The sequence below is a fragment of the Rhizobium laguerreae genome (genome assembly GCF_019778565.1).
GTDB lineage: Bacteria > Pseudomonadota > Alphaproteobacteria > Rhizobiales > Rhizobiaceae > Rhizobium > Rhizobium laguerreae.
Map to the genome: position 1 here is coordinate 854,632 of NZ_JAAXQT010000001.1, position 17,359 is coordinate 871,990.

Here is a 17,359-nt window from a genome sequence, read left to right on the forward strand (position 1 = left end):
TCAACCTCCCTGCACGGTGATGCGGGTGGAGGCGCAGCGCCACAGCCAGAGGACGCCGGCGAGGAACAGCGCGGCCCAGGCAAGGCCCAGGCCGAGATGCAGCCAGACATCGGCCGCGGACAGCCTGCCGAGATAGACGGCATTGGGATAGAAGACCACCCAGGCGAAGGGCAGGTGGCGGGCAATCGTGGCCAGCGGTTCGGGGAAGAACCAGAACGGTATCAGCAGGCCCGAGAACAATTGCAGCAGGGCGCCCAGGATCCAGTCCAGCGAGAAGCTCGTCATCAGCCAGAAGGCGACGAGGCCGAAGAGCGCCGACATCAGGAACAGTAGCGTAAAGGACAGCGCCCAGAAGGCGATGAACATCAAGCCATCGAACAGGGTCGCCGGCGGCAGTATGCCGTAAAACAACGCGGTAAAGGCGATGGTCGGAATGACCTGGGTCATCAGGCGATAACCAAAGCTGCCGCATTCGTTGGCGAAAAGATAGAGCGGATAGGACAAGGGCTTGAGCAGCCAGACTGCGATATCGCCTGTCTTGAGCGACCGGCCGATTTCGCCGATGATCCTTTCAGGGCGGGTCGCTCCCATCACCGCGCCGCCGAGCAGCGCATAGGTCACCATCTGCTGCAGGGAAACGCCGTCGACCACGATGCCGCCGATGCCGGCATAGGCCGCCTGCCAGATGGCGACACGCGCGAAGACCTGCACGAGCTTGCCGAAGATATTGGCCCATACTTCGTTGCGGTAGGCGAGCTGCGAATGGAAGGAGCTGCGGGCGAAGGCGAAATAGGCGCTCATGATGCCAGAGCCTTGGCATTGCGCCGCTGGTAGAAGGTGCGGATAACCTCTTCGATGTCGGGCTCGTGCAGCGCCACATCCTTGAGGCCGCGCCCGCTGCCGACCTCCGACAGGATTGCGACCAGCGATACGTCTTCACGCTCGACGAGATAGTTCTTGCGCAGGCCCTCATCGCTGACGAGTGCCGCGGTGCGCAACGGCAGCGGTCCAGGGTCGCTGGCAAATTCAAGTGTCAGCCGCCGGGCCGAACCCAATGCCGCGCGCAGGCTCTTCAACTCGCCGTCGAAGATGAGCCTGCTATGATCGACCATGATCAGCCGCGGGCAGATGGTCTCGATGTCCTGCAGGTCATGGGTGGTGAGGATGATGGTGACGCCGCGCTCACGGTTGATCTCGGCGAGAAAACGCCGCACGGCGTCCTTGGCGACCACATCAAGCCCGATGGTCGGCTCGTCCAGAAAGAGGATCTTGGGGTCGTGCAGCAGCGACATCACGATCTCGGCGCGCATGCGCTGACCGAGGCTGAGCTGGCGCACCGCGCGGTCGAGAAAGGGCGTCAAATCAAGCAACTCGCTGAAGCGTCGGAGATTATCCGCATAGCGGGCGGTGGGAATGTCGTAGATGCGCTGATGCAGGGTAAAACTGTCGACCAGCGGCAGGTCCCACCACAGCTGGCTGCGCTGGCCGAAAACGACGCCGATCTCGCGGGCATTGTCCATCCGCCGCAGATGTGGTGTCCGGCCGAGGACCGAGAGCGTGCCGTCGCTCGGCACCAAAATGCCGGTCATCATCTTGATCATTGTCGATTTGCCGGCGCCATTCGGGCCGAGATAGCCAACGGCTTCGCCGGCCGCGATGTCGAAACCGATGTCGGAAACGGCCAGAACTTCCGTATATTCGTTGGTCACCAGCGTCTTCAAGGCGCCCAGCAGGCCCGGAAATCGCTTGTGCTGCCGGAAGCGTTTGCTGACGCCCCGCGCCTCGATCAAAGCCGACATGTGTATTTCCTCAAGGGGTAATTCCAGCCGATTCGGCAGCAGCATCCAGGCTAACGCGAGGCTCGGCCAGTTCAAGCAAAAGTCGCTTTTTGGGGCGTTACTCAATCGGTCTAGCGTAGCCTTTTGCGTTGACAGCCATGATCAATCATTTCCTGTTAGGGTCATGAAGATTCTCGCAATATCCGGCAGCGCCCGGCGCAATTCCACCAATACCGCCATGCTGCAGGCTGTTCGCGCCGTAGCGCCAAATGAGTTCGAGATTTCGATCTTCGACGGCGTGGGGCGGTTGCCGGTATTCTCGCCCGATCTCGAGGGAGAGCATCTGCCGGAGGCAGTGCGGAATTTCATCGATGCGATCGCTCAGAGCGATGGGGTGATCATTGCCAGCCCGGAATATGTCCGATCCATCCCCGGCGGCCTTAAGAATGCGATCGACTGGCTCGTATCGGGAGATGAGATCGTCCATAAGCCGATCGCCCTGCTGCACGCATCCCATCGCGGCGACGACATGCTGACGGGTCTTCGCACCGTTCTTGCGACCATCACCGACCGGTTCGCGGGCGATATTTTCCTCAGGCTTCCTTTGATGAAGCTGGAGCCGGCCGAGCTGTTCAACACCATTGAGGCAGCGGAGAACCGTTCCAAGGTGCAGGCCTATCTTCAGGCATTCTCGGCCTATTGCACGGCAGACAGTAAGACCGCCTGAGGGTCCGCTCGCTGCATCATCGGACGTCCATCAGCAGGCCGTTCTCGAATGCCGTCTTTTCGTGAAGCGTGTGCAGAATGACGAGCGGGGCTGCGAGCAGCGCGGCGAGGATGAAAGCGGAGAGGAAGTGTCTCGTCAGGAGACGAAGGATATGTCGGATCATCTTGATCTCCAGCTGCCGCGAATATTCTTGTGCTGGACCTCAACAATTGCAGCAGCATGACCGGCCGCCTTGCAAGCTCCGCAATGCTGCCGCAACCCTTGTGGCGGACAGAGGGGAGAGCGAGGTAATGGACGGGCGATGCGGATACTGCTGATAGAGGATGAGAGGGAGTTGGCCGCGGCGCTGTCGGTCGCACTCGGCAAACATGGGATCGTTACCGACCACACGGTGCATCTGGTCGATGCGGTCGAGCTGACGCGGCAGAACCTCTATGATGCGATCCTGCTCGACCGGCGCCTGCCCGACGGGGAGGGGCTGAGCTTCATTCCCGAGCTCAGGCGGACGGGGAAGGATACGCCGATCATCGTGATGACGGCGCTGAACGAACCGAAGGAGCGGATCGAGGGCCTCGACCTCGGGGCCGACGACTATCTCGGAAAGCCGTTCCTGGTCGAGGAGCTGATGGCGCGGCTCAGGGCCGTGCTGCGGCGATCGCCTGAACTGGCTGAACTCAAGATCACGGCCGGGCGGATGGTGATCGACCCGCTGCATCTCAGCGTCACCGTCGATGCCGTGCCGCTCGATCTGCCCCGGCGCGAACTTCTGGTGCTTGCAGCCCTTGCCCGGCGCAGGGAGAAGACCGTGCTGCGCTCGACGCTGGAGGCGGCGGTTTATAATTACGAAGAGGAAATCCAGTCGAACGCGCTCGACGCGCATATTTCGCGGCTGCGCAAGCGGCTGATCGATGCCGGCGCCGGCGTCGCAATTCATAATATCCGCGGCGTCGGCTATCTCATGAAGGAAGAATGATGCGCGAGGCGACCAAGTCGAACCTTTCACTCTGGTGGACGCTCAGCTGGCAGCTCAGTATCGTTTTCGTGGCTGTTGTTGCGACGGTGATCATCGGGCTTTGCATTTACGCCACCAGCATCCTCTCACCCAATGAAGGAATGCAGGTTCAGCTGACTGCAGCCCTTGAGGAAGCTCTTACGCGTGACTCGCAGGGCAGGATCGCCATAGCTGATAGCCCGCGTCTCAGGTCGTTTAAGGCTGAGAACAACAGGCTCTGGTTTTTCGTCGCAACACCCAGTGGAGAAACGGCCTCCTACGGCGTAATACCGGCGCCCTATGCCGACCTAGCCCGGTACGTTTACCTTATCAAAGACGCCGACATACGAGGGGCGTCTGGTACGACCGAGGTCGCCTCCATCGACCGTGTCGACACGGCAGAAGGCGAGTACAGAGTTATGTACGGCGGAAACGCCAGCAGAAGCTCCGCATTTCTGGCAATACTCGGCAAAACCTACCTCATTTACACACCACTTTTGGCCATCGCTTTGCCCGGGGTTTTTCTAACGATCCCCCGCGTCGTAGCGCGCGCTTTGGCCGGCGTGAAGGATATAGCGAGCAAGGCATCGGAAATCGAACCCCGCCGGCAAGGAGCCCGATTGCCGGTGGATGGTATTCCTACGGAAATCGCACCATTGGTGATTGCTTTTAACGGAACGCTTGAGCGGCTTGAGAACGAGTTTAAGAAACGCCAGCGCTTCCTGCTCGACGCTGCGCATGAACTCCGGACTCCGATCGCAATCATGCAGACGCGGATCGACGGCATGCCCGACGGGCGCGAGCGGCAGCGGCTGCTCGACGACGTCGCGCGGCTCGCGCAAGCGGCCGAGCAGCTGCTCGGTTTCGAGCGCAACGATCAGGCGGCCGATCTCGACGAAATGGTTGATCTCGTCGAGATCGCCCGAATGACGGTTGCCGATCTGGCGCCGCTGGCGATTGCCGCCGGCTATCAAATTTCGTTTCAGAGCGAGGTCAAGAGCCTGAAACGCAAGGGCAGCCCGTCGGCGCTGCCGAGGGCGGTGAGCAACCTCGTGCGCAATGCCATCGACCACGGAGGCAACAGCGGCATGATCACGGTTTCTGTGTCGGGCTCACCTTCCGGCGGCGGGTGGATCACGGTCGCCGACGAAGGGCCGGGTATTCCGGCCGAACATCGGGAGCTGGTGTTCGAGCCATTTTATCGCGTCACCCCGAAGAGCAGGGGCGCCGGTCTCGGCCTCAGCCTCGTCAAGCAGGTCGCCGCAAACCATGGCGGCGAGGTCAGCATCGAGAGCAGCGCTGTCGGGACGCGGGTGGTGATCGAACTCGCATAGGTCAGGTTTGCTTGGCAGCATCCGCCCTGATTCTGATCAGCAAAGGCTCTGGGAAGCGAACTGTAATGTTGCGGCAATTCTCGACCGCCACTTTCGCCCGAGTTCATCGGCGACGGAGGCCAGACAGCGTGCGCAGCAATCCATTCCCATTTTCCTTCCCCGTGGCGTCGAGAAGTTTGTGCCTCGCTCTGCCGGTGGCGCTCGTCATGGCCGCGGCCGGGTGCAGCTCGGTGCCGCTAAAGGAGGCCGGCACGCTTTCTTCCTATGGCAATCTCGGCGCGCCGAAGGGCAAGCTGTCGAAATCGCGCGTTTATGTCGATGGGACGCGCCTTAGCCCGGCAAAGACGGTGAGCATCGTGCCGACGACCTTCGCCTTCAACGCCGCGACCCGCGTCAAGTCGGACGCCGATCGCGTGATGGTGGCGAATGCTCTGGACCGGGCACTCTGCATTTCGCTCAGCGACAAATACCAGCTGGTCTCTGCCGGCCAGCCGGCAGACCTGACAATCCGCTCCGTCGTCACCGACATCGTGCCGACCAACAAGGCGATGGCGGGTGTTTCGACCGTGGTGACCGTCGGCACCGGTTTCATGCTGCCGGTCAGCGTGCCCCGCCTGCCGGCTGGCCTCGGCGGATTGGCGGTCGAGGCGGAGGCAGTCGACAGCGGTGGCGTACAGCGGGCGGCGATCGTCTGGTCGCGTGGTGCAAACTCGCTGCAGAACAATCCCCGCGTTTCCGAAGTCGGCGACGCCTATAGCCTGGCTTCGAAATTCAGCAGCGAGTTTTCCCGCATGCTGATCAAAGGCAAGGAGCCGAAGGGACTGGATGTCTCGCTGCCCTCGGGGCAGCGGATGAAATCCTGGCTCGGCGGCAAACCGAAATACGCCGCCTGCGACGCCTTCGGCCGCCCGCCCGGACTGATGGGCGCCGTGGCCGCCAAATACGGCGCGCCGCCGCAATGGACCGAGAAGAAGCCAAAACCGGCCGCGACCTATTGAGAGAATCCGGTGGCGGCGCCCGACAAGCCGTCGCGATCAGCACTCAGCCCGCCCCAGGCTGAGGGGACGGACGGAGCAAAGGCGGGCAAGGCTTGTGCTCCGTCCGTCTAGAAATCCGTCGCGCTTCACGTCAGACGACGACGCCAGGCCGCAGCCAGAAATACAGCTTGATCTGATCGGGTCTGTCGGAGGGAAGCGGGCGAGTTGGTTCGGCACAGGCATCAAAAAGCCCCGCATCTTGTTGCGAGGCTTGTTGCTAAATGGTGGACCGGTTAACGGCACTGACGGCGTGGGCCGTAGTTCGGCTGGTAGGTATTGTCCGAGGCGCGATAGGACCGATATCGGCTGTAGCAATAGTCCGCATGCGAACTATAGGCACGTGCGCGTGGCTGCGAAGCGAGGATGCCGCCGATGATGGCGCCGGCGGCCAGACCGCCTATTATGGCGCCGGTATTGTCGTGGCGGCGATACCGGCGATCGTAGCGACGATCCCAGCCATAGCGGTCGTCTCGGTAGTAGTCGCGGTCGCGGTAGTAGTCCCGGTTGCGATAGTGGCGGTTGCGATACCACCTGCGATTATTGCTGAACTGACCCGGGCAGTTCGTGAAGTTATTGCAGCCAACGGTCATGATGCGGGCATCGGCGCTTTGAGGTTGCGCCGATTGCACCGGGCTCGGCATGAACGCCGGGCCTGCCGAGGCCGGCATTCCGGAGAAGGCCGTCGCTATCGACAGGGCAATGATGGCGAATCTGTTCATTTCACTCACCTTGGGTAAACGGATGTATCTAGGGGATAACGCAGGGGAAGGGGAATGGTTCATTTTGGGAAATTCAGCAACAAGTTCAAATTGAAAGTAGATAGTCAATTAGATCTTTATGGATGGGCCGCATCAATGACCGAGATGTAACGGCACTCCTGTGCATGTCGGAAGGATTAGCATGCGGCTCTCCAGAATTCTCGGTGTTCTCTGTCTCTCGACGAGCTTCGCGATTGCACCTCTCAACATCACCTTCACCGATTTCTCGCCTGCTTTCGCGAAAGGCGGCAACGGTGGTGGCAATGGTGGCGGCAACGGTGGCGGTGGCGGTGGTGGTGGCCACGGCGGCGGAAACAGCGGCGGAGGTCATGGAGGCGGCAGCAGCAATAGCGGCGGCGGAAAGGGCAGCGCCAGCTCGAGGGGGAAGACAGAAAGTGGCCGGACCGGAAGCACGGGCAAGGCCGCCAAGACGAAATCGGCCAAGGGCACGTCCAAAAAGACGACCATCGCCAAAGCGCCTGCTACAAAACCTGCAAAGAAGACAGCAGCAGAGCTTGCCGGTCTCAATTCGCTGAAGCGCAACTTCCATGCTCTCATGAAAACGGCTGATCCCCGGATGGCCGCGATTGCCGCGTTCAGCACGGCGTACGCTCAATATGAACTCGCCAACGGGGTGGCGCCACCGGCCGACGATCCGGTATTGGGCGATGCCGCCCTGACTGCGGCGCTGGCCGCCGCAACCAAGACAGGTACGGTCACGCCGGAGGCTTTGGGCTGGGCACAGGAGACGCTCGGTGTCGGAACAGCTATTGGGACGATCGACCAGATGAGAGACGCCTTGGCGGCAGCCGCCCCAACACCGGAAACCCCGGCAGCAGAGACCGAGACAGCGACCGGCGAGACGGCCGACGGGAGCGCGACGACAGACCCGGTCACGGCTGAGGAAACCTCTGAGACTGGAATGGAAGTCACAGCGGACACCACTGAAGCCGCCCAAAGTATTGACCAAACCGAGACCTCTGCCACAAGCACCGAGACGACAACGAACCCGTAATCCTCCTTGAGGAACCTTGGGATTTGCCGAATTCATTGCCCCTTCGACGACGGGGCAATGCTGCTTGTCGTTGGCGACATGGCGCTGGATCAGGCCACTGCCGCCGTGCAACTGCCCGCGGCTCCAGACCCGGCTTCGTTGCCGGCCGTTGCGTATGTATGTCGGCCCCCTCGAACTCGCCGCCTACGCCAACAACCTGCTGGCCCTCACCGGACGGCGCTGGTGCGGGCTGTCAACAGGTCCATGGCTAAAGCATTGGCGAGCGAACGGGATGGTGAAAGGCCTTTTGAACCTGAAGGCGCGTTATCAGGCTCACCTTCCGCCGGCCAGCAGTCGGAGCTGGCTTTCGTCATGCACACCTTGGCGGTAAAGCTCGATGATGAGGGCGCCAAGACGGTCGGCCTCCTTGCCTGCTCTGTCGATCTTTAGCCCGCTACAGAGAGCTTCATGGACACGCCTGCACACATCGAGGTCTTCCGAGGCGAGCGGTTCGTCACGTGTGCTAAACAGCTTGTCTGACATCGCAATCTGCCCTTTTTGGATGCCGTGAATCGCTTTCGTGGAAAAAAGATAATTTCGCGATCTTTGCTCTGCAAGATGGGCGAAGGTCCGAAATTCAAAAAACAATTTTGGCCGCGCGAGAAGATGCGGGCGAGGGCGGCGGCTCGAGATGAGACCGACCAGGGCGTCGGCTGGACGGATGGTGCGAGCGTGAGATCTACTTGGTTGCGGGCCCCTGGCCGCTTTGTTGCGCCAGGCGCAGCTCTTTCAGCCGCTTGGTTTTTTCGCGGCGGGCCCGCTGCTCCGCCTCGATGGTTTCCTTGGCGGCTCGCTCGGTGTTTTCGAAACGATCCTGCCGGTAAGCCTTTGATGAGGGTTCACGTTCTCTTTTCATGGCCGCTAAACGCAAATCGGCGAAAACGGTTTCATGGGAAATGCGTAACTGGCTGTCAATCGATCGATACGGCCGGCGTGCCTACGTATGGAGTCACAGCCATAACAGCAACCGGGCGCCTCGTCGGCGCCCGGCAACATTGGGATCAGCCTTTGATGAAGGCGAGGATGTCGGGGTTTATGATGTCTGCGTGGGTGGTGCACATGCCGTGCGGGAATTTCTCGTAAACCTTCAGGGTGGCGTTCTGCAGGAGCTTGGACGAGAGTAGGGCGGAATCGGCGATCGGCACGATCTGGTCGTCGTCGCCATGCATGACGAAAGTCGGCACGGTGATGATCTTCAGGTCTTCGGTGAAGTCGGTTTCCGAAAAGGCCTTGATGCCGTCGTAATGCGCTTTGGCGCCGCCGATCATGCCCTGGCGCCACCAATTGTTGATGACCGGTTCCAGGACCTTCGCGCCCGGCCGGTTGAAGCTGTAGAACGGACCGGCCGGCAGATCGTAATAGAACTGCGCGCGATTGGCGGCGAGCTGCTTGCGCAAGCCATCGAAGACTTCGATCGGCAGGCCACCGGGATTGGCTTCGGATTTGACCATGATCGGCGGCACGGCGCCGATGATCACCAGCTTGGCGACGCGGCCCTGTGGTTGGCCATGGCGGGCGACATAATGGGTCGCTTCGCCGCCGCCGGTGGAGTGGCCGACATGGACAGTATTCCTGAGGTCGAGATGCTCGACAACGGCTGCGGCATCGGCGGCGTAGTGATCCATATCGTGACCGTCGCCCACCTGGGTCGAGCGGCCATGGCCGCGCCGGTCATGGGCGATGACCCGATAGCCCTTCTCGAGGAAGAACAGCATCTGGGCGTCCCAGTCGTCGGAGGATAGCGGCCAGCCATGATGGAACATGATCGGCTGGGCGCTCTTCGACCCCCAATCCTTGTAGAAGATTTCGACGCCGTCCTTGGTGGTAACCGTGCTCATCTTTTGGCTCCGTTGGTTGGGGTTGGTTGGATTAATGCGGTCAGAAGTTTGCGCCGTTGCCTGCAGAATTGACAAGGCCACGAGCGCCGTTGGGCCGGAGGCCAGGGGCAAGAAGGTCGCGCCTGATCAACCCGAACATGTTGATGTGCTTATTGAATGCTTCTTTCTATTCTGTTGACATGACAGAAGTTTGTATGTTTCCGCGAGGATGGGTGTGAACCCGCCCATTTCGCATGGCTGCTTTGCACTGCGAACATTCTTTTAATCCACGGTATCTCGGCTGTTGGCCACCTCAGGCTAGTCCGTCAGGGGCGCGGCGAACGTCTGTAATGAGCCATTTTTTTGATATTCGTTCAATATATCCGTCCGGGTAGTTCAATATATCTGTCCGGGGTAGGTGTATTCCCGTTCTGCCGCCGCGTGCATGTCGCTGCCGGCGCTCACTTGAACGCGGTTCATCGCCCAACCATCTAATCCTCATACAACAGCGCCATGGCGGACCGTCGCAACCGCGACGGCTTTGCCGGCGGCGGGACGGCCGTTATTGCCGCCTGAGGATCAAATAATGGGTTACATGGATAAGGACATAGCGCCTCAGAATGATGGGGCGCTGATCGATGCCTATTCGCAATCGATCGCAGCCGCAATCGACATCGTCGGGCCGGCGGTCAGCCGGATCGAGAGGGTGGGCGGTCGGCAGGGGCACGGGTCTGGCTTCGCCGTCTCGCCTGACGGCCTGATCATCACCAACAACCATGTCGTCGATGACGCCAAGGTCGTCTGCATCACCACGCCTGACGGCTTCGTTACCGAGGGCCGCGTGCTCGGCCGGGATGTGGATACCGACATCGCCCTCATTCGCGCCAATACAGGCACCGGCGCCTGGGCGAAGCTCGGAGATTCCCAGCGCCTGCGCAGGGGCCATATCGCGATCGCGATCGGAAACCCGCTCGGCTTCGAATGGACGGTTACCGCCGGCATCGTCTCGGCGCTCGGCCGGTCGATGCGGGCGGCCAGCGGCCGGCTGATGGAGGATGTGATCCAGACCGATGCGGCGCTCAATCCCGGCAACTCGGGCGGGCCGCTGGTGTCTTCGGGCGGGGAGGTCATTGGCGTCAACACCGCCGTCATCCAGGGTGCGCAGAGCATCGCCTTCGCCGTCGCGTCGAATACGGCCAATTTCGTGGTTTCGGAAATTCTCCGCTATGGGCAGGTCAGGCGTGCCTTCATCGGCATATCAGGCAATACGATCGTGCTGCCGCGCCGGGTGGCCCTTGCGGCGGGCACGGTGCAGACGACTTCCGTGCGCATCCGCCGCGTCGAAGCCGATGGGCCGGCGGCGAAGGGAGGGCTGCAGGAGGGCGATTATATCCTCGCCATCGACGGCAGCCCGGTCGGCGGTGTCGATGATATCGTCCGATTGATGGATGGCAGCAGGATCGGCAGGGATACGGAGATTTTGGTATTTTCGGTGGCGGGCCGGATCGAGAAGAAGATCTTGCTGCCGACGGCGCGGTCATGACGCCGCACTTCGACGCCATGACGAGACGTCACTTACGTCAGGCGCTGACCGCTTCCTGCTCGGTCCCCGAAAAATCCACCGCCGCAAAGGCTGCCGCCAGCACCTCCGGCCCAGCGCCGTTTTTCGCGGCATCGGTGGAGAGGATCTGGCGGTAGCGCCTTGCGCCGGGCAGGCCTGTAAAGAGGCCGACCATATGGCGGGCCACGTGCTGCAGCCGGCCGCCGCTCATGATGTGGCGTTCGGCATAGGCCATCATCCGGTCACGCAGGGCCTCCCAGTCCGGCTCGCTTGCAGGCGCGCCGAAGAAGCGCTGGTCGATGTCGGCTAGGATCGCCGCATTCTGATACGCGGCGCGGCCGAGCATGACGCCATCGACATGGTCGAGATGGACGGCGGCTTCGTCGAGCGTGCGAATGCCGCCGTTGATACCGATGAAGACGTCGGGCCAGCGCTGCTTCATCCGATAGACGATCTCGTAGTCGAGCGGCGGGATCTCGCGGTTTTCTTTGGGGCTCAGGCCCTTCAGCCAGGCCTTGCGCGCATGGACCCAGATCGCGTCGGCGCCGGCGTCTAGAACGCGGGTGATCAGCTCGGGCAGCGCCCGTTCCGGTTCCTGCTCGTCGACGCCGATCCGGCATTTCACCGTCACCGGCACGGTTGCAACCCTTTTCATCGCCGCGATGCATTCGGCCACCGTCTCCGGCGTCAGCATCAGGCAGGCGCCGAAGGTGCCCGACTGCACGCGATCGGAAGGGCAGCCGACATTGAGGTTGATCTCGTCATAACCGTGGGGTTCGGCGATTTTCACCGCCTCGGCAAGCTTTGCCGGGTCCGATCCACCGAGCTGCAGCGCCAGCGGATGCTCGGCGGCGTCATGACCGAGCAGCCGGTCGCGCGGGCCGTGGATGATCGCATCGGCCACCACCATCTCGGTATAGAGCAGCGCCTCGCGGCTGATCTGCCGGTGGAAATAGCGGCAATGCCGATCCGTCCAGTCGATCATCGGGGCGACCGCAAAAATCGGCCTCTTCTGCGTCATCGACGTTCCATTATTCCTTGTTACCGGTGCAAGCACGGCACCGTCACCGCCGTATGGGGCGGGCATCCATCAAGCGCGCATATAACACTTGCCAATGCGATCGACAAATGACCACCGATCACCACAAACAGAAACGGCGCCCCTTGCGGAGCGCCGTTCATGCCGCGTGAGCGGAAGTCTGACTTACGAAGCCGAGATGTTGACAGCCTTCGGGCCCTTGCCCATGCGATCCGGCTCGGTGTCGAAAGTAACCTGCTGGCCTTCGCGCAGCGACTGGATGCCAGAAGCCTGCAGCGCAGAGATATGGACGAAAACGTCCTTTGCGCCGCCGTCCGGCGTGATGAAACCAAAACCCTTGTCCTGGTTGAAGAATTTTACGGTGCCCTTGGTGGCCATTGGGATCGTCCTTTTCCCTTAGTCTGTGTAGTATCCGCGCCCCCGAGAGGAAGCGGACGGCTTTAGCTTTCGCCCCGATCGATTGGGACGAAGGGTCAGTCGGAGAAGTCACGTACGGGGAAAGAACGTCTACGTAGGCGGGTAGTCCCGCGCCGCCTTCCAAACGGAAGGGATTACCACATCAGTCCAGTCACCGGCATGCAAATGCCCGAGTAAGTCAATTCGTGCCAGCATTTCGGGCAAAAAGCAAGCGGGATTATTGTGGCATGCCCGCATCGATACCGGGAAATGCCGAAGATTCAGATACTTGACGATGGGTTAACGGATTCTTGCGTGCCTGTGCCATATCGGGATTCCGTGCCGAAATGGGATGACGGGCGGATTCGATAGCCGGACAGGGATGTGTTCGCGGGCGGCCGGGCGGCAGGCAAACCGATCAGCCCTTATGGTGAAGAGGATCGCAGAGTCTGCTCTCCAGTGTTCCTCGCGCCGTCTTTGCTCCGCCCTCATCCTGAGGTGCGTAGCCCGCAGGGCGAAGCCTCGAAGGACGGGGGCGGCCACCGGCGCCATAACCTTCGATTTGCATAGGGGGGCTTTGTGGAATGCAGGTGGGAGGAGCTTCCACGCCCGCCCTCGTGGTTCGAGACGGCCCCTTGGGCCTCCTCACCATGAGGGCTCTCTTTGGCGCCTGCGGCTTTTTATTCTACAGCTAGTGCAATTGTCCGCTCAATCCACGTCGCAGGCGAGACCCCAACGGCCGCCCACCTACCGCGCATCACCCAGCAACGCGCTCAGGCTCCACGGATTATCCCCCTTCTGGTTCGCAATGTCGTCGACCTTCCAGCCGCCGTGTTCGCGTACCAGGGTGTAGAAGAGCGTCACCTCTTCGCCGTTTTCGAACTCCACCTCCACCTCGGCTTTGTCATCCAGCAGGATCGGTTGGCCGATCCTGACGTCGCTGGCGGCGCCGTCCTGACCCGCGATCACGGGATCGAAGTCGATCGCGCCGACATCGCCTTCCGGTGTGTTGTCGAGATCGGTCTGGAGGAGTTCGTTCAGGTGGTCGGAGAAGAAAGTCGAATAGGGCGAGGGTGCCTCGGCGTCGCTGTTGTCGGTCTCGTAGCTGTAGAGCGCCTTGAGCAGCGCCTTCGGCGTCTTGTAGGTCTGCGCCGATGCGGGCAAGGCTGCGAGCGCCGAGACAGCAAAGGCGAGGATGAATGTGGGCAGGCGCATGCGGGCTCTCCTCGATGAGCGGTGAATCATAGCGGAAGCAGGCGCTGAGGTGGAGCGGCATTTTTGGAGGGGTATCAGGGTTTGGCTCGGCCATCGCTGCTTATGAAGGCTCCGCACTTGCTTGTGACAGGCGCCCGGGCGAGACTTCCAAATCAAGCCGGGGAGGGTGAGATGAAATGCATCGTCGGATTTTTTATGACCAAGCCTGGAAAACGCCATGCCTATCTGGCAGCGGCGCAGAACCATCTCGAACAGAGCCGGCTCGACCCGGATTGTCTCTATATCGAGCTGGTGCCGATGCCCGAGCATCCCGACAAGATCCTGCTGGCAGAGGCCTTCACCGACGAGGAAGCGCATCGCCGGCACGAGGATACGGACCACATGCGCGAGTTATGGGCCGTCGGCCCGACGCTGCTGTCGCATGTCGTTATCGACAATGTGATTTCCGCTGAGGTGGAGCATATCGACGAGCGGTTTGACTGATGGGTGCCTGATTTCGCGCGGCCACCCATCGGTGGGGCTTGCACGACTGCAAGTCCCACCTCGGTGCCCGGCAATTCTGTCGCGGCTAGATCAATGCCTCATGCGACACCGCAAACGACGGCTCGAAGACGTCCTTCACGGCGAGCGTGAAATCGTGGCTGGTGACGTTTCCGGCCGCGTCATAGGCTTCGGCAGTGAAGGTCAGGCTGTGGGTGCTTTCGTAGTCGATCGCCGCCTTGGTCTGGATCTTGTTGCCGACGAGTTTGAAGATGCCGTCGGCATCGTCCGTCAGCCGCCATTTTACCGCGCCGCCTTCCGGATCGCGTGCCGTGAGCAGGCCGACCGAGGTGCCGATCGCGACATTTTCGGAGACCGAACTGCGCGAGAAAGCGAGATTGGTCGGCGCCTTGTTGGCAGGGGCTTCGTTGACGTCGAGGACGTTGATCGTGATGTCCTTTTCGACCGAGACCTTGCCGTCGGAGACGGCGACCTTAATCGTGTGCGACTTGGCCGTCTCGTAATCCAGAGCCTTGGAGGTGACGATGCGGTTGCCGTTGATCCGGAAGTGATCGCTGGCGCCGTCGAGCAGCGTGTAAGTGAGCTTGTCACCATCGGCGTCCTTGGCGCTGAGCAGGCCGACCGTGGTCCAAATCGGGGTGCTCTCGGAGAGAGAGGTTTTCGAGAGCTGGATGTTGGTCGGTGCTGCATTGGCGTCGGGCGTGAAGGTGCCCTTGGCGAAATCGTAGAGGCCGTCGGCAAAGCGCGCAAATTCGACGTCTGTCAGCGTATCCGTACCTTCCCCAGCACTCGTCAGGATGTGATCGCCATTGTTCGTCGCGAATGAGTAATTGGCGAAATTGACTGAGAAGACTGCCGTGTCGATGCCCGCGCCGCCAAACAGCGCGTCGTTGCCGGCGCCGCCTTCGAACCTGTCGTTGCCGTCTGTCCCGAAGAAGTAGTCGTCGCCGCCGCCGGTCTTGACGTCGATGCCGAAGGCGGTGCCGAAGATGTCGACGTGGCGGTTTGCCAGTTCGTCGGAGAGGTCGGCATGGGCGCTGTCCGTCAATGTCAGCGCCAGGACATCATTCTCGTAGCCCGGCTTGTCGTATTTGACGATCTTGTCGAAGCTTTCGAACTGGGCGGCCGAAGCGAGAACCTCGGCTCCTGCCGTTTCGAGGATTTCGACGTTCTTGATCGTGAAACCGGCAAGCCCGATGGATTCCTGCCCAGGGCCTAATGTAGGTTTGATGACCTGCAACGTGTCCGTGCCGGCGCCGCCATCGATTACTCCGGAAAGCGCGGAAGAGTGTGACTGCAAGTTGATGGCATCATTGCCATCGCCGGCATCAATATCGAAGGCCTCAGGGGTGGTGGACATATTATCGCCATCGGTGATTTTATCGTCGCCCGCGCCGCCTTTGATGACGTCATTTCCGACGCCGCCGAAGATCTGATCGTAGCCATCGCCGCCGGTCAATTTGTCGTTGCCGGCATTGCCGTTGATCGTGTCGTTGCCGCCGCTACCATCGAAAATATCGTTGCCGTCGGTTCCCGTAAATATGTCGTCACCGGCGCCAGTCTTGACGTCAATACCGGAGACCGTGCCAAATATACTAGCCCGACTGTTTCCAAGCTCGTCGGAAAGATCGACATGGGCCTTGTCCGTCAATCTCAATATGGCGATGGAGGAGCCGAAAGCGTCCTTCGTTCCCGAGATTTTGTCAAAGCTTTCTAACTGCGCGGATGAACCGGTAAAGCCATACTCATTCGTTTCAAGAATTTCGAAATTCTTGATCGTCAGCCCGGCTAGCCTGGATACGCGCAGTGTATCAATGCCAGTACCGCCATCGATCGTGCCGGAAAGCCCCTGAGACTGTGTCTGGAGGGTTACGATATCGTTTCCGTCGCCGGCATCGATGTTGAAGACTTCTGATGAAAGACTCGAAACATCACCATCGACGATTACGTCGTCGCCCTTGCCACCGATCAACCGGTCATTTCCACCATTGCCGTTGATGTAGTCGTTACCGTCGCCGGCGTCGAAGATGTCGTTGCCGGCAGTTCCGGTGAGAAGGTCGCGAGCGCTCCCGGTCGTGACGTCGATGCCGGAAACGTTAGGGCCGCCAAAGATGTAGTTTAGCTTGCCTGCCAACTCGTCGGAAAGATCGACATGGGCGCCGTCTGTCAAGACCAGCTGCACGGAAGAATCGGAGCCGGTACCGATGATTTTATCGAAGGATTCGAATTGTGCCGTCGATGCGGTCACGCTGGATGTCGCAGGCTGGAGAATCTCGACGTTCTTGATCGTCAGGCCTGTCAGATCATTGGCTTGCAGCGTGTCGGTGCCGGCCCCGCCGTCTATCGTTCCCGATATCTTGGCGAACGAGCCGGTGAACAAAATCACTTTGTCGTTGCCATCGCCGGCATCGACATTGAAGGTTTCAGCGACATCGGAAAAATAATCTCCGTCGCTAATCGTGTCATTACCCGCGCCGCCCTTGAGGACGTCATTGCCGACGCCGCCGTAAATCTCGTCATTGCCATCGCCGCCATTCAGCGTGTCATTGCCTGCTTCACCATTGAGCAAGTCGTTACCGCCGCCGCCGCTCAGCGTGTCTGCGCCACCACCACTCACTACGGTGTCGTTGCCGGCGCCCGTCGTGATCGTATTGGGGCCGCTCGAGCCCCTGACGCTCGCGGAAACCGAGCCCAACTCGTCGGCGAGGTCTGCCACGCTGGAATCTGAGACGGTGAGGGCGACGGCGGAGAGAGGATTAGCGGCGGAGTAGCGGATAACATCGTAAGCTTCGAACTCAGCGCCGGTCTTGGTAACTGTGGCGCCGTTCGTGTCCAGAATATTCAAGGCCATATATATCTTTCCCCAAAAGATGCTTTGTACTCGGCAATATGAGACATCCCCGAAAGAACTGTTTTATTGCTCAGCGGACGACAACCCCTCGGGGATCTATGCCAATCCTCGATTAAGCTTTCAATGCAAAATTGTGTCTTTTCATTGCTTTTTTAATGAAAAACTAAGGATGAAATACTGGGGAAAGGAATTTTAATTTGAGAACTCAAAGTCATGCTTTGGTCTCGTAAATAGTATTATCTTTCATTTTCGGGTGGGAAGCTCTCGCGAAAATTGTGTTTTCAGCGAGGTCTTCGCTGG

General features: G+C 60.4%; 18 protein-coding genes. 7 read left to right on the forward strand and 11 right to left on the reverse strand.

All coding sequences use genetic code 11. The features are described 5' to 3' along the window. Together HFO71_RS04220 and HFO71_RS04225 are read right to left on the reverse strand one after the other, a co-directional pair. The gene (locus tag HFO71_RS04220) at positions 1-801 is read right to left on the reverse strand and encodes an ABC transporter permease (protein ID WP_221987567.1); all 801 of its coding nucleotides are present in this window, start codon (positions 799-801) and stop codon (positions 1-3) included. Then, the gene (locus tag HFO71_RS04225; protein ID WP_221987569.1) at positions 798-1,799 is read right to left on the reverse strand and encodes an ABC transporter ATP-binding protein; all 1,002 of its coding nucleotides are present in this window, start codon (positions 1,797-1,799) and stop codon (positions 798-800) included. Before HFO71_RS04225 ends, HFO71_RS04220 begins: the two co-directional genes overlap by 4 nt. Positions 1,800-1,962: 163 nt before the next feature. Here HFO71_RS04225 and HFO71_RS04230 point away from each other — a divergent pair, with 163 nt between their 5' ends. Further along, positions 1,963-2,505, forward strand: a complete 543-nt coding sequence (locus tag HFO71_RS04230; RefSeq protein ID WP_221987570.1) for an NADPH-dependent FMN reductase — start codon at positions 1,963-1,965, stop codon at positions 2,503-2,505. Positions 2,506-2,521: 16 nt separating this feature from the next. On the opposite strand, the gene HFO71_RS04235 is transcribed toward HFO71_RS04230, so the two are convergent. Beyond that, the gene (locus HFO71_RS04235; RefSeq protein WP_165940264.1) at positions 2,522-2,668 is read right to left on the reverse strand and encodes a hypothetical protein; all 147 of its coding nucleotides are present in this window, start codon (positions 2,666-2,668) and stop codon (positions 2,522-2,524) included. A gap of 138 nt (positions 2,669-2,806) precedes the next feature. Here HFO71_RS04235 and HFO71_RS04240 point away from each other — a divergent pair, with 138 nt between their 5' ends. The 3 genes from HFO71_RS04240 to HFO71_RS04250 all read left to right on the forward strand — a co-directional run bounded on the left by HFO71_RS04240 (position 2,807) and on the right by HFO71_RS04250 (position 5,828). Then, positions 2,807-3,478 (forward strand): response regulator transcription factor, encoded by a 672-nt coding sequence (locus HFO71_RS04240; protein WP_168284857.1) that lies wholly within the window; start codon positions 2,807-2,809, stop codon positions 3,476-3,478. Then, positions 3,478-4,830 (forward strand): sensor histidine kinase, encoded by a 1,353-nt coding sequence (locus tag HFO71_RS04245; RefSeq protein WP_221987700.1) that lies wholly within the window; start codon positions 3,478-3,480, stop codon positions 4,828-4,830. The genes HFO71_RS04240 and HFO71_RS04245 overlap by 1 nt, the downstream gene beginning before the upstream one ends. A gap of 65 nt (positions 4,831-4,895) precedes the next feature. Further along, positions 4,896-5,828, forward strand: a complete 933-nt coding sequence (locus HFO71_RS04250) for a DUF3313 domain-containing protein (RefSeq protein WP_244735355.1) — start codon at positions 4,896-4,898, stop codon at positions 5,826-5,828. Positions 5,829-6,100: 272 nt separating this feature from the next. Here the strand turns inward: HFO71_RS04250 and HFO71_RS04255 are convergent, their stop codons facing one another. Next, a complete protein-coding gene (locus HFO71_RS04255) occupies positions 6,101-6,586 on the reverse strand; it encodes a BA14K family protein (RefSeq protein ID WP_131642589.1) in 486 nt (161 codons plus the stop codon). A gap of 181 nt (positions 6,587-6,767) precedes the next feature. Here HFO71_RS04255 and HFO71_RS04260 point away from each other — a divergent pair, with 181 nt between their 5' ends. After that, a complete protein-coding gene (locus tag HFO71_RS04260) occupies positions 6,768-7,640 on the forward strand; it encodes a hypothetical protein (protein WP_206987869.1) in 873 nt (290 codons plus the stop codon). Positions 7,641-7,952: 312 nt separating this feature from the next. On the opposite strand, the gene HFO71_RS04265 is transcribed toward HFO71_RS04260, so the two are convergent. The 3 genes from HFO71_RS04265 to HFO71_RS04275 all read right to left on the reverse strand — a co-directional run bounded on the left by HFO71_RS04265 (position 7,953) and on the right by HFO71_RS04275 (position 9,517). Then, positions 7,953-8,162: a hypothetical protein gene (locus HFO71_RS04265; RefSeq protein ID WP_064251014.1), complete on the reverse strand. Its 210-nt coding sequence runs from the start codon at positions 8,160-8,162 to the stop codon at positions 7,953-7,955. A gap of 196 nt (positions 8,163-8,358) precedes the next feature. Next, positions 8,359-8,550, reverse strand: a complete 192-nt coding sequence (locus HFO71_RS04270) for a hypothetical protein (RefSeq protein WP_206987955.1) — start codon at positions 8,548-8,550, stop codon at positions 8,359-8,361. 130 nt (positions 8,551-8,680) lie between these two features. Next, positions 8,681-9,517, reverse strand: a complete 837-nt coding sequence (locus HFO71_RS04275; protein ID WP_077978533.1) for an alpha/beta fold hydrolase — start codon at positions 9,515-9,517, stop codon at positions 8,681-8,683. A 565-nt stretch (positions 9,518-10,082) separates the two neighbouring features. On the opposite strand from HFO71_RS04275, the gene HFO71_RS04280 reads away from it, so the two are divergent. Then, positions 10,083-11,039 (forward strand): S1C family serine protease, encoded by a 957-nt coding sequence (locus tag HFO71_RS04280; protein ID WP_206987871.1) that lies wholly within the window; start codon positions 10,083-10,085, stop codon positions 11,037-11,039. Between the two features lie 37 nt (positions 11,040-11,076). On the opposite strand, the gene dusA is transcribed toward HFO71_RS04280, so the two are convergent. The 3 genes from dusA to HFO71_RS04295 all read right to left on the reverse strand — a co-directional run bounded on the left by dusA (position 11,077) and on the right by HFO71_RS04295 (position 13,707). Continuing rightward, entirely contained in the window at positions 11,077-12,078 is a 1,002-nt protein-coding gene (gene dusA, locus HFO71_RS04285; protein ID WP_206987873.1) for a tRNA dihydrouridine(20/20a) synthase DusA, read from the reverse strand. Between the two features lie 183 nt (positions 12,079-12,261). After that, complete coding sequence (locus HFO71_RS04290; protein ID WP_003540801.1) at positions 12,262-12,474, reverse strand: cold-shock protein; 213 nt, start codon at positions 12,472-12,474, stop codon at positions 12,262-12,264. 765 nt (positions 12,475-13,239) lie between these two features. After that, entirely contained in the window at positions 13,240-13,707 is a 468-nt protein-coding gene (locus HFO71_RS04295; protein WP_206987875.1) for a DUF3828 domain-containing protein, read from the reverse strand. Between the two features lie 171 nt (positions 13,708-13,878). On the opposite strand from HFO71_RS04295, the gene HFO71_RS04300 reads away from it, so the two are divergent. Continuing rightward, a complete protein-coding gene (locus tag HFO71_RS04300) occupies positions 13,879-14,190 on the forward strand; it encodes a putative quinol monooxygenase (protein ID WP_206987877.1) in 312 nt (103 codons plus the stop codon). An 85-nt stretch (positions 14,191-14,275) separates the two neighbouring features. Here HFO71_RS04300 and HFO71_RS04305 read toward each other — a convergent pair whose 3' ends face one another. Beyond that, entirely contained in the window at positions 14,276-17,059 is a 2,784-nt protein-coding gene (locus HFO71_RS04305) for a cadherin domain-containing protein (RefSeq protein WP_206987879.1), read from the reverse strand. Between the last annotated feature and the right edge of the window lie 300 nt (positions 17,060-17,359).

Bases quoted from the DNA above. Each gene is read 5' to 3' on its own strand.
- HFO71_RS04220 (WP_221987567.1), bottom strand. From the start codon at position 801: ATGAGCGCCTATTTCGCCTTCGCCCGCAGCTCCTTCCATTCGCAGCTC.
- HFO71_RS04225 (WP_221987569.1), bottom strand. From the start codon at position 1,799: ATGTCGGCTTTGATCGAGGCGCGGGGCGTCAGCAAACGCTTCCGGCAG.
- HFO71_RS04230 (WP_221987570.1), top strand. From the start codon at position 1,963: ATGAAGATTCTCGCAATATCCGGCAGCGCCCGGCGCAATTCCACCAAT.
- HFO71_RS04235 (WP_165940264.1), bottom strand. From the start codon at position 2,668: ATGATCCGACATATCCTTCGTCTCCTGACGAGACACTTCCTCTCCGCT.
- HFO71_RS04240 (WP_168284857.1), top strand. From the start codon at position 2,807: ATGCGGATACTGCTGATAGAGGATGAGAGGGAGTTGGCCGCGGCGCTG.
- HFO71_RS04245 (WP_221987700.1), top strand. From the start codon at position 3,478: ATGCGCGAGGCGACCAAGTCGAACCTTTCACTCTGGTGGACGCTCAGC.
- HFO71_RS04250 (WP_244735355.1), top strand. From the start codon at position 4,896: ATGTTGCGGCAATTCTCGACCGCCACTTTCGCCCGAGTTCATCGGCGA.
- HFO71_RS04255 (WP_131642589.1), bottom strand. From the start codon at position 6,586: ATGAACAGATTCGCCATCATTGCCCTGTCGATAGCGACGGCCTTCTCC.
- HFO71_RS04260 (WP_206987869.1), top strand. From the start codon at position 6,768: ATGCGGCTCTCCAGAATTCTCGGTGTTCTCTGTCTCTCGACGAGCTTC.
- HFO71_RS04265 (WP_064251014.1), bottom strand. From the start codon at position 8,162: ATGTCAGACAAGCTGTTTAGCACACGTGACGAACCGCTCGCCTCGGAA.
- HFO71_RS04275 (WP_077978533.1), bottom strand. From the start codon at position 9,517: ATGAGCACGGTTACCACCAAGGACGGCGTCGAAATCTTCTACAAGGAT.
- HFO71_RS04280 (WP_206987871.1), top strand. From the start codon at position 10,083: ATGGGTTACATGGATAAGGACATAGCGCCTCAGAATGATGGGGCGCTG.
- dusA (WP_206987873.1), bottom strand. From the start codon at position 12,078: ATGACGCAGAAGAGGCCGATTTTTGCGGTCGCCCCGATGATCGACTGG.
- HFO71_RS04290 (WP_003540801.1), bottom strand. From the start codon at position 12,474: ATGGCCACCAAGGGCACCGTAAAATTCTTCAACCAGGACAAGGGTTTT.
- HFO71_RS04295 (WP_206987875.1), bottom strand. From the start codon at position 13,707: ATGCGCCTGCCCACATTCATCCTCGCCTTTGCTGTCTCGGCGCTCGCA.
- HFO71_RS04300 (WP_206987877.1), top strand. From the start codon at position 13,879: ATGAAATGCATCGTCGGATTTTTTATGACCAAGCCTGGAAAACGCCAT.
- HFO71_RS04305 (WP_206987879.1), bottom strand. From the start codon at position 17,059: ATGGCCTTGAATATTCTGGACACGAACGGCGCCACAGTTACCAAGACC.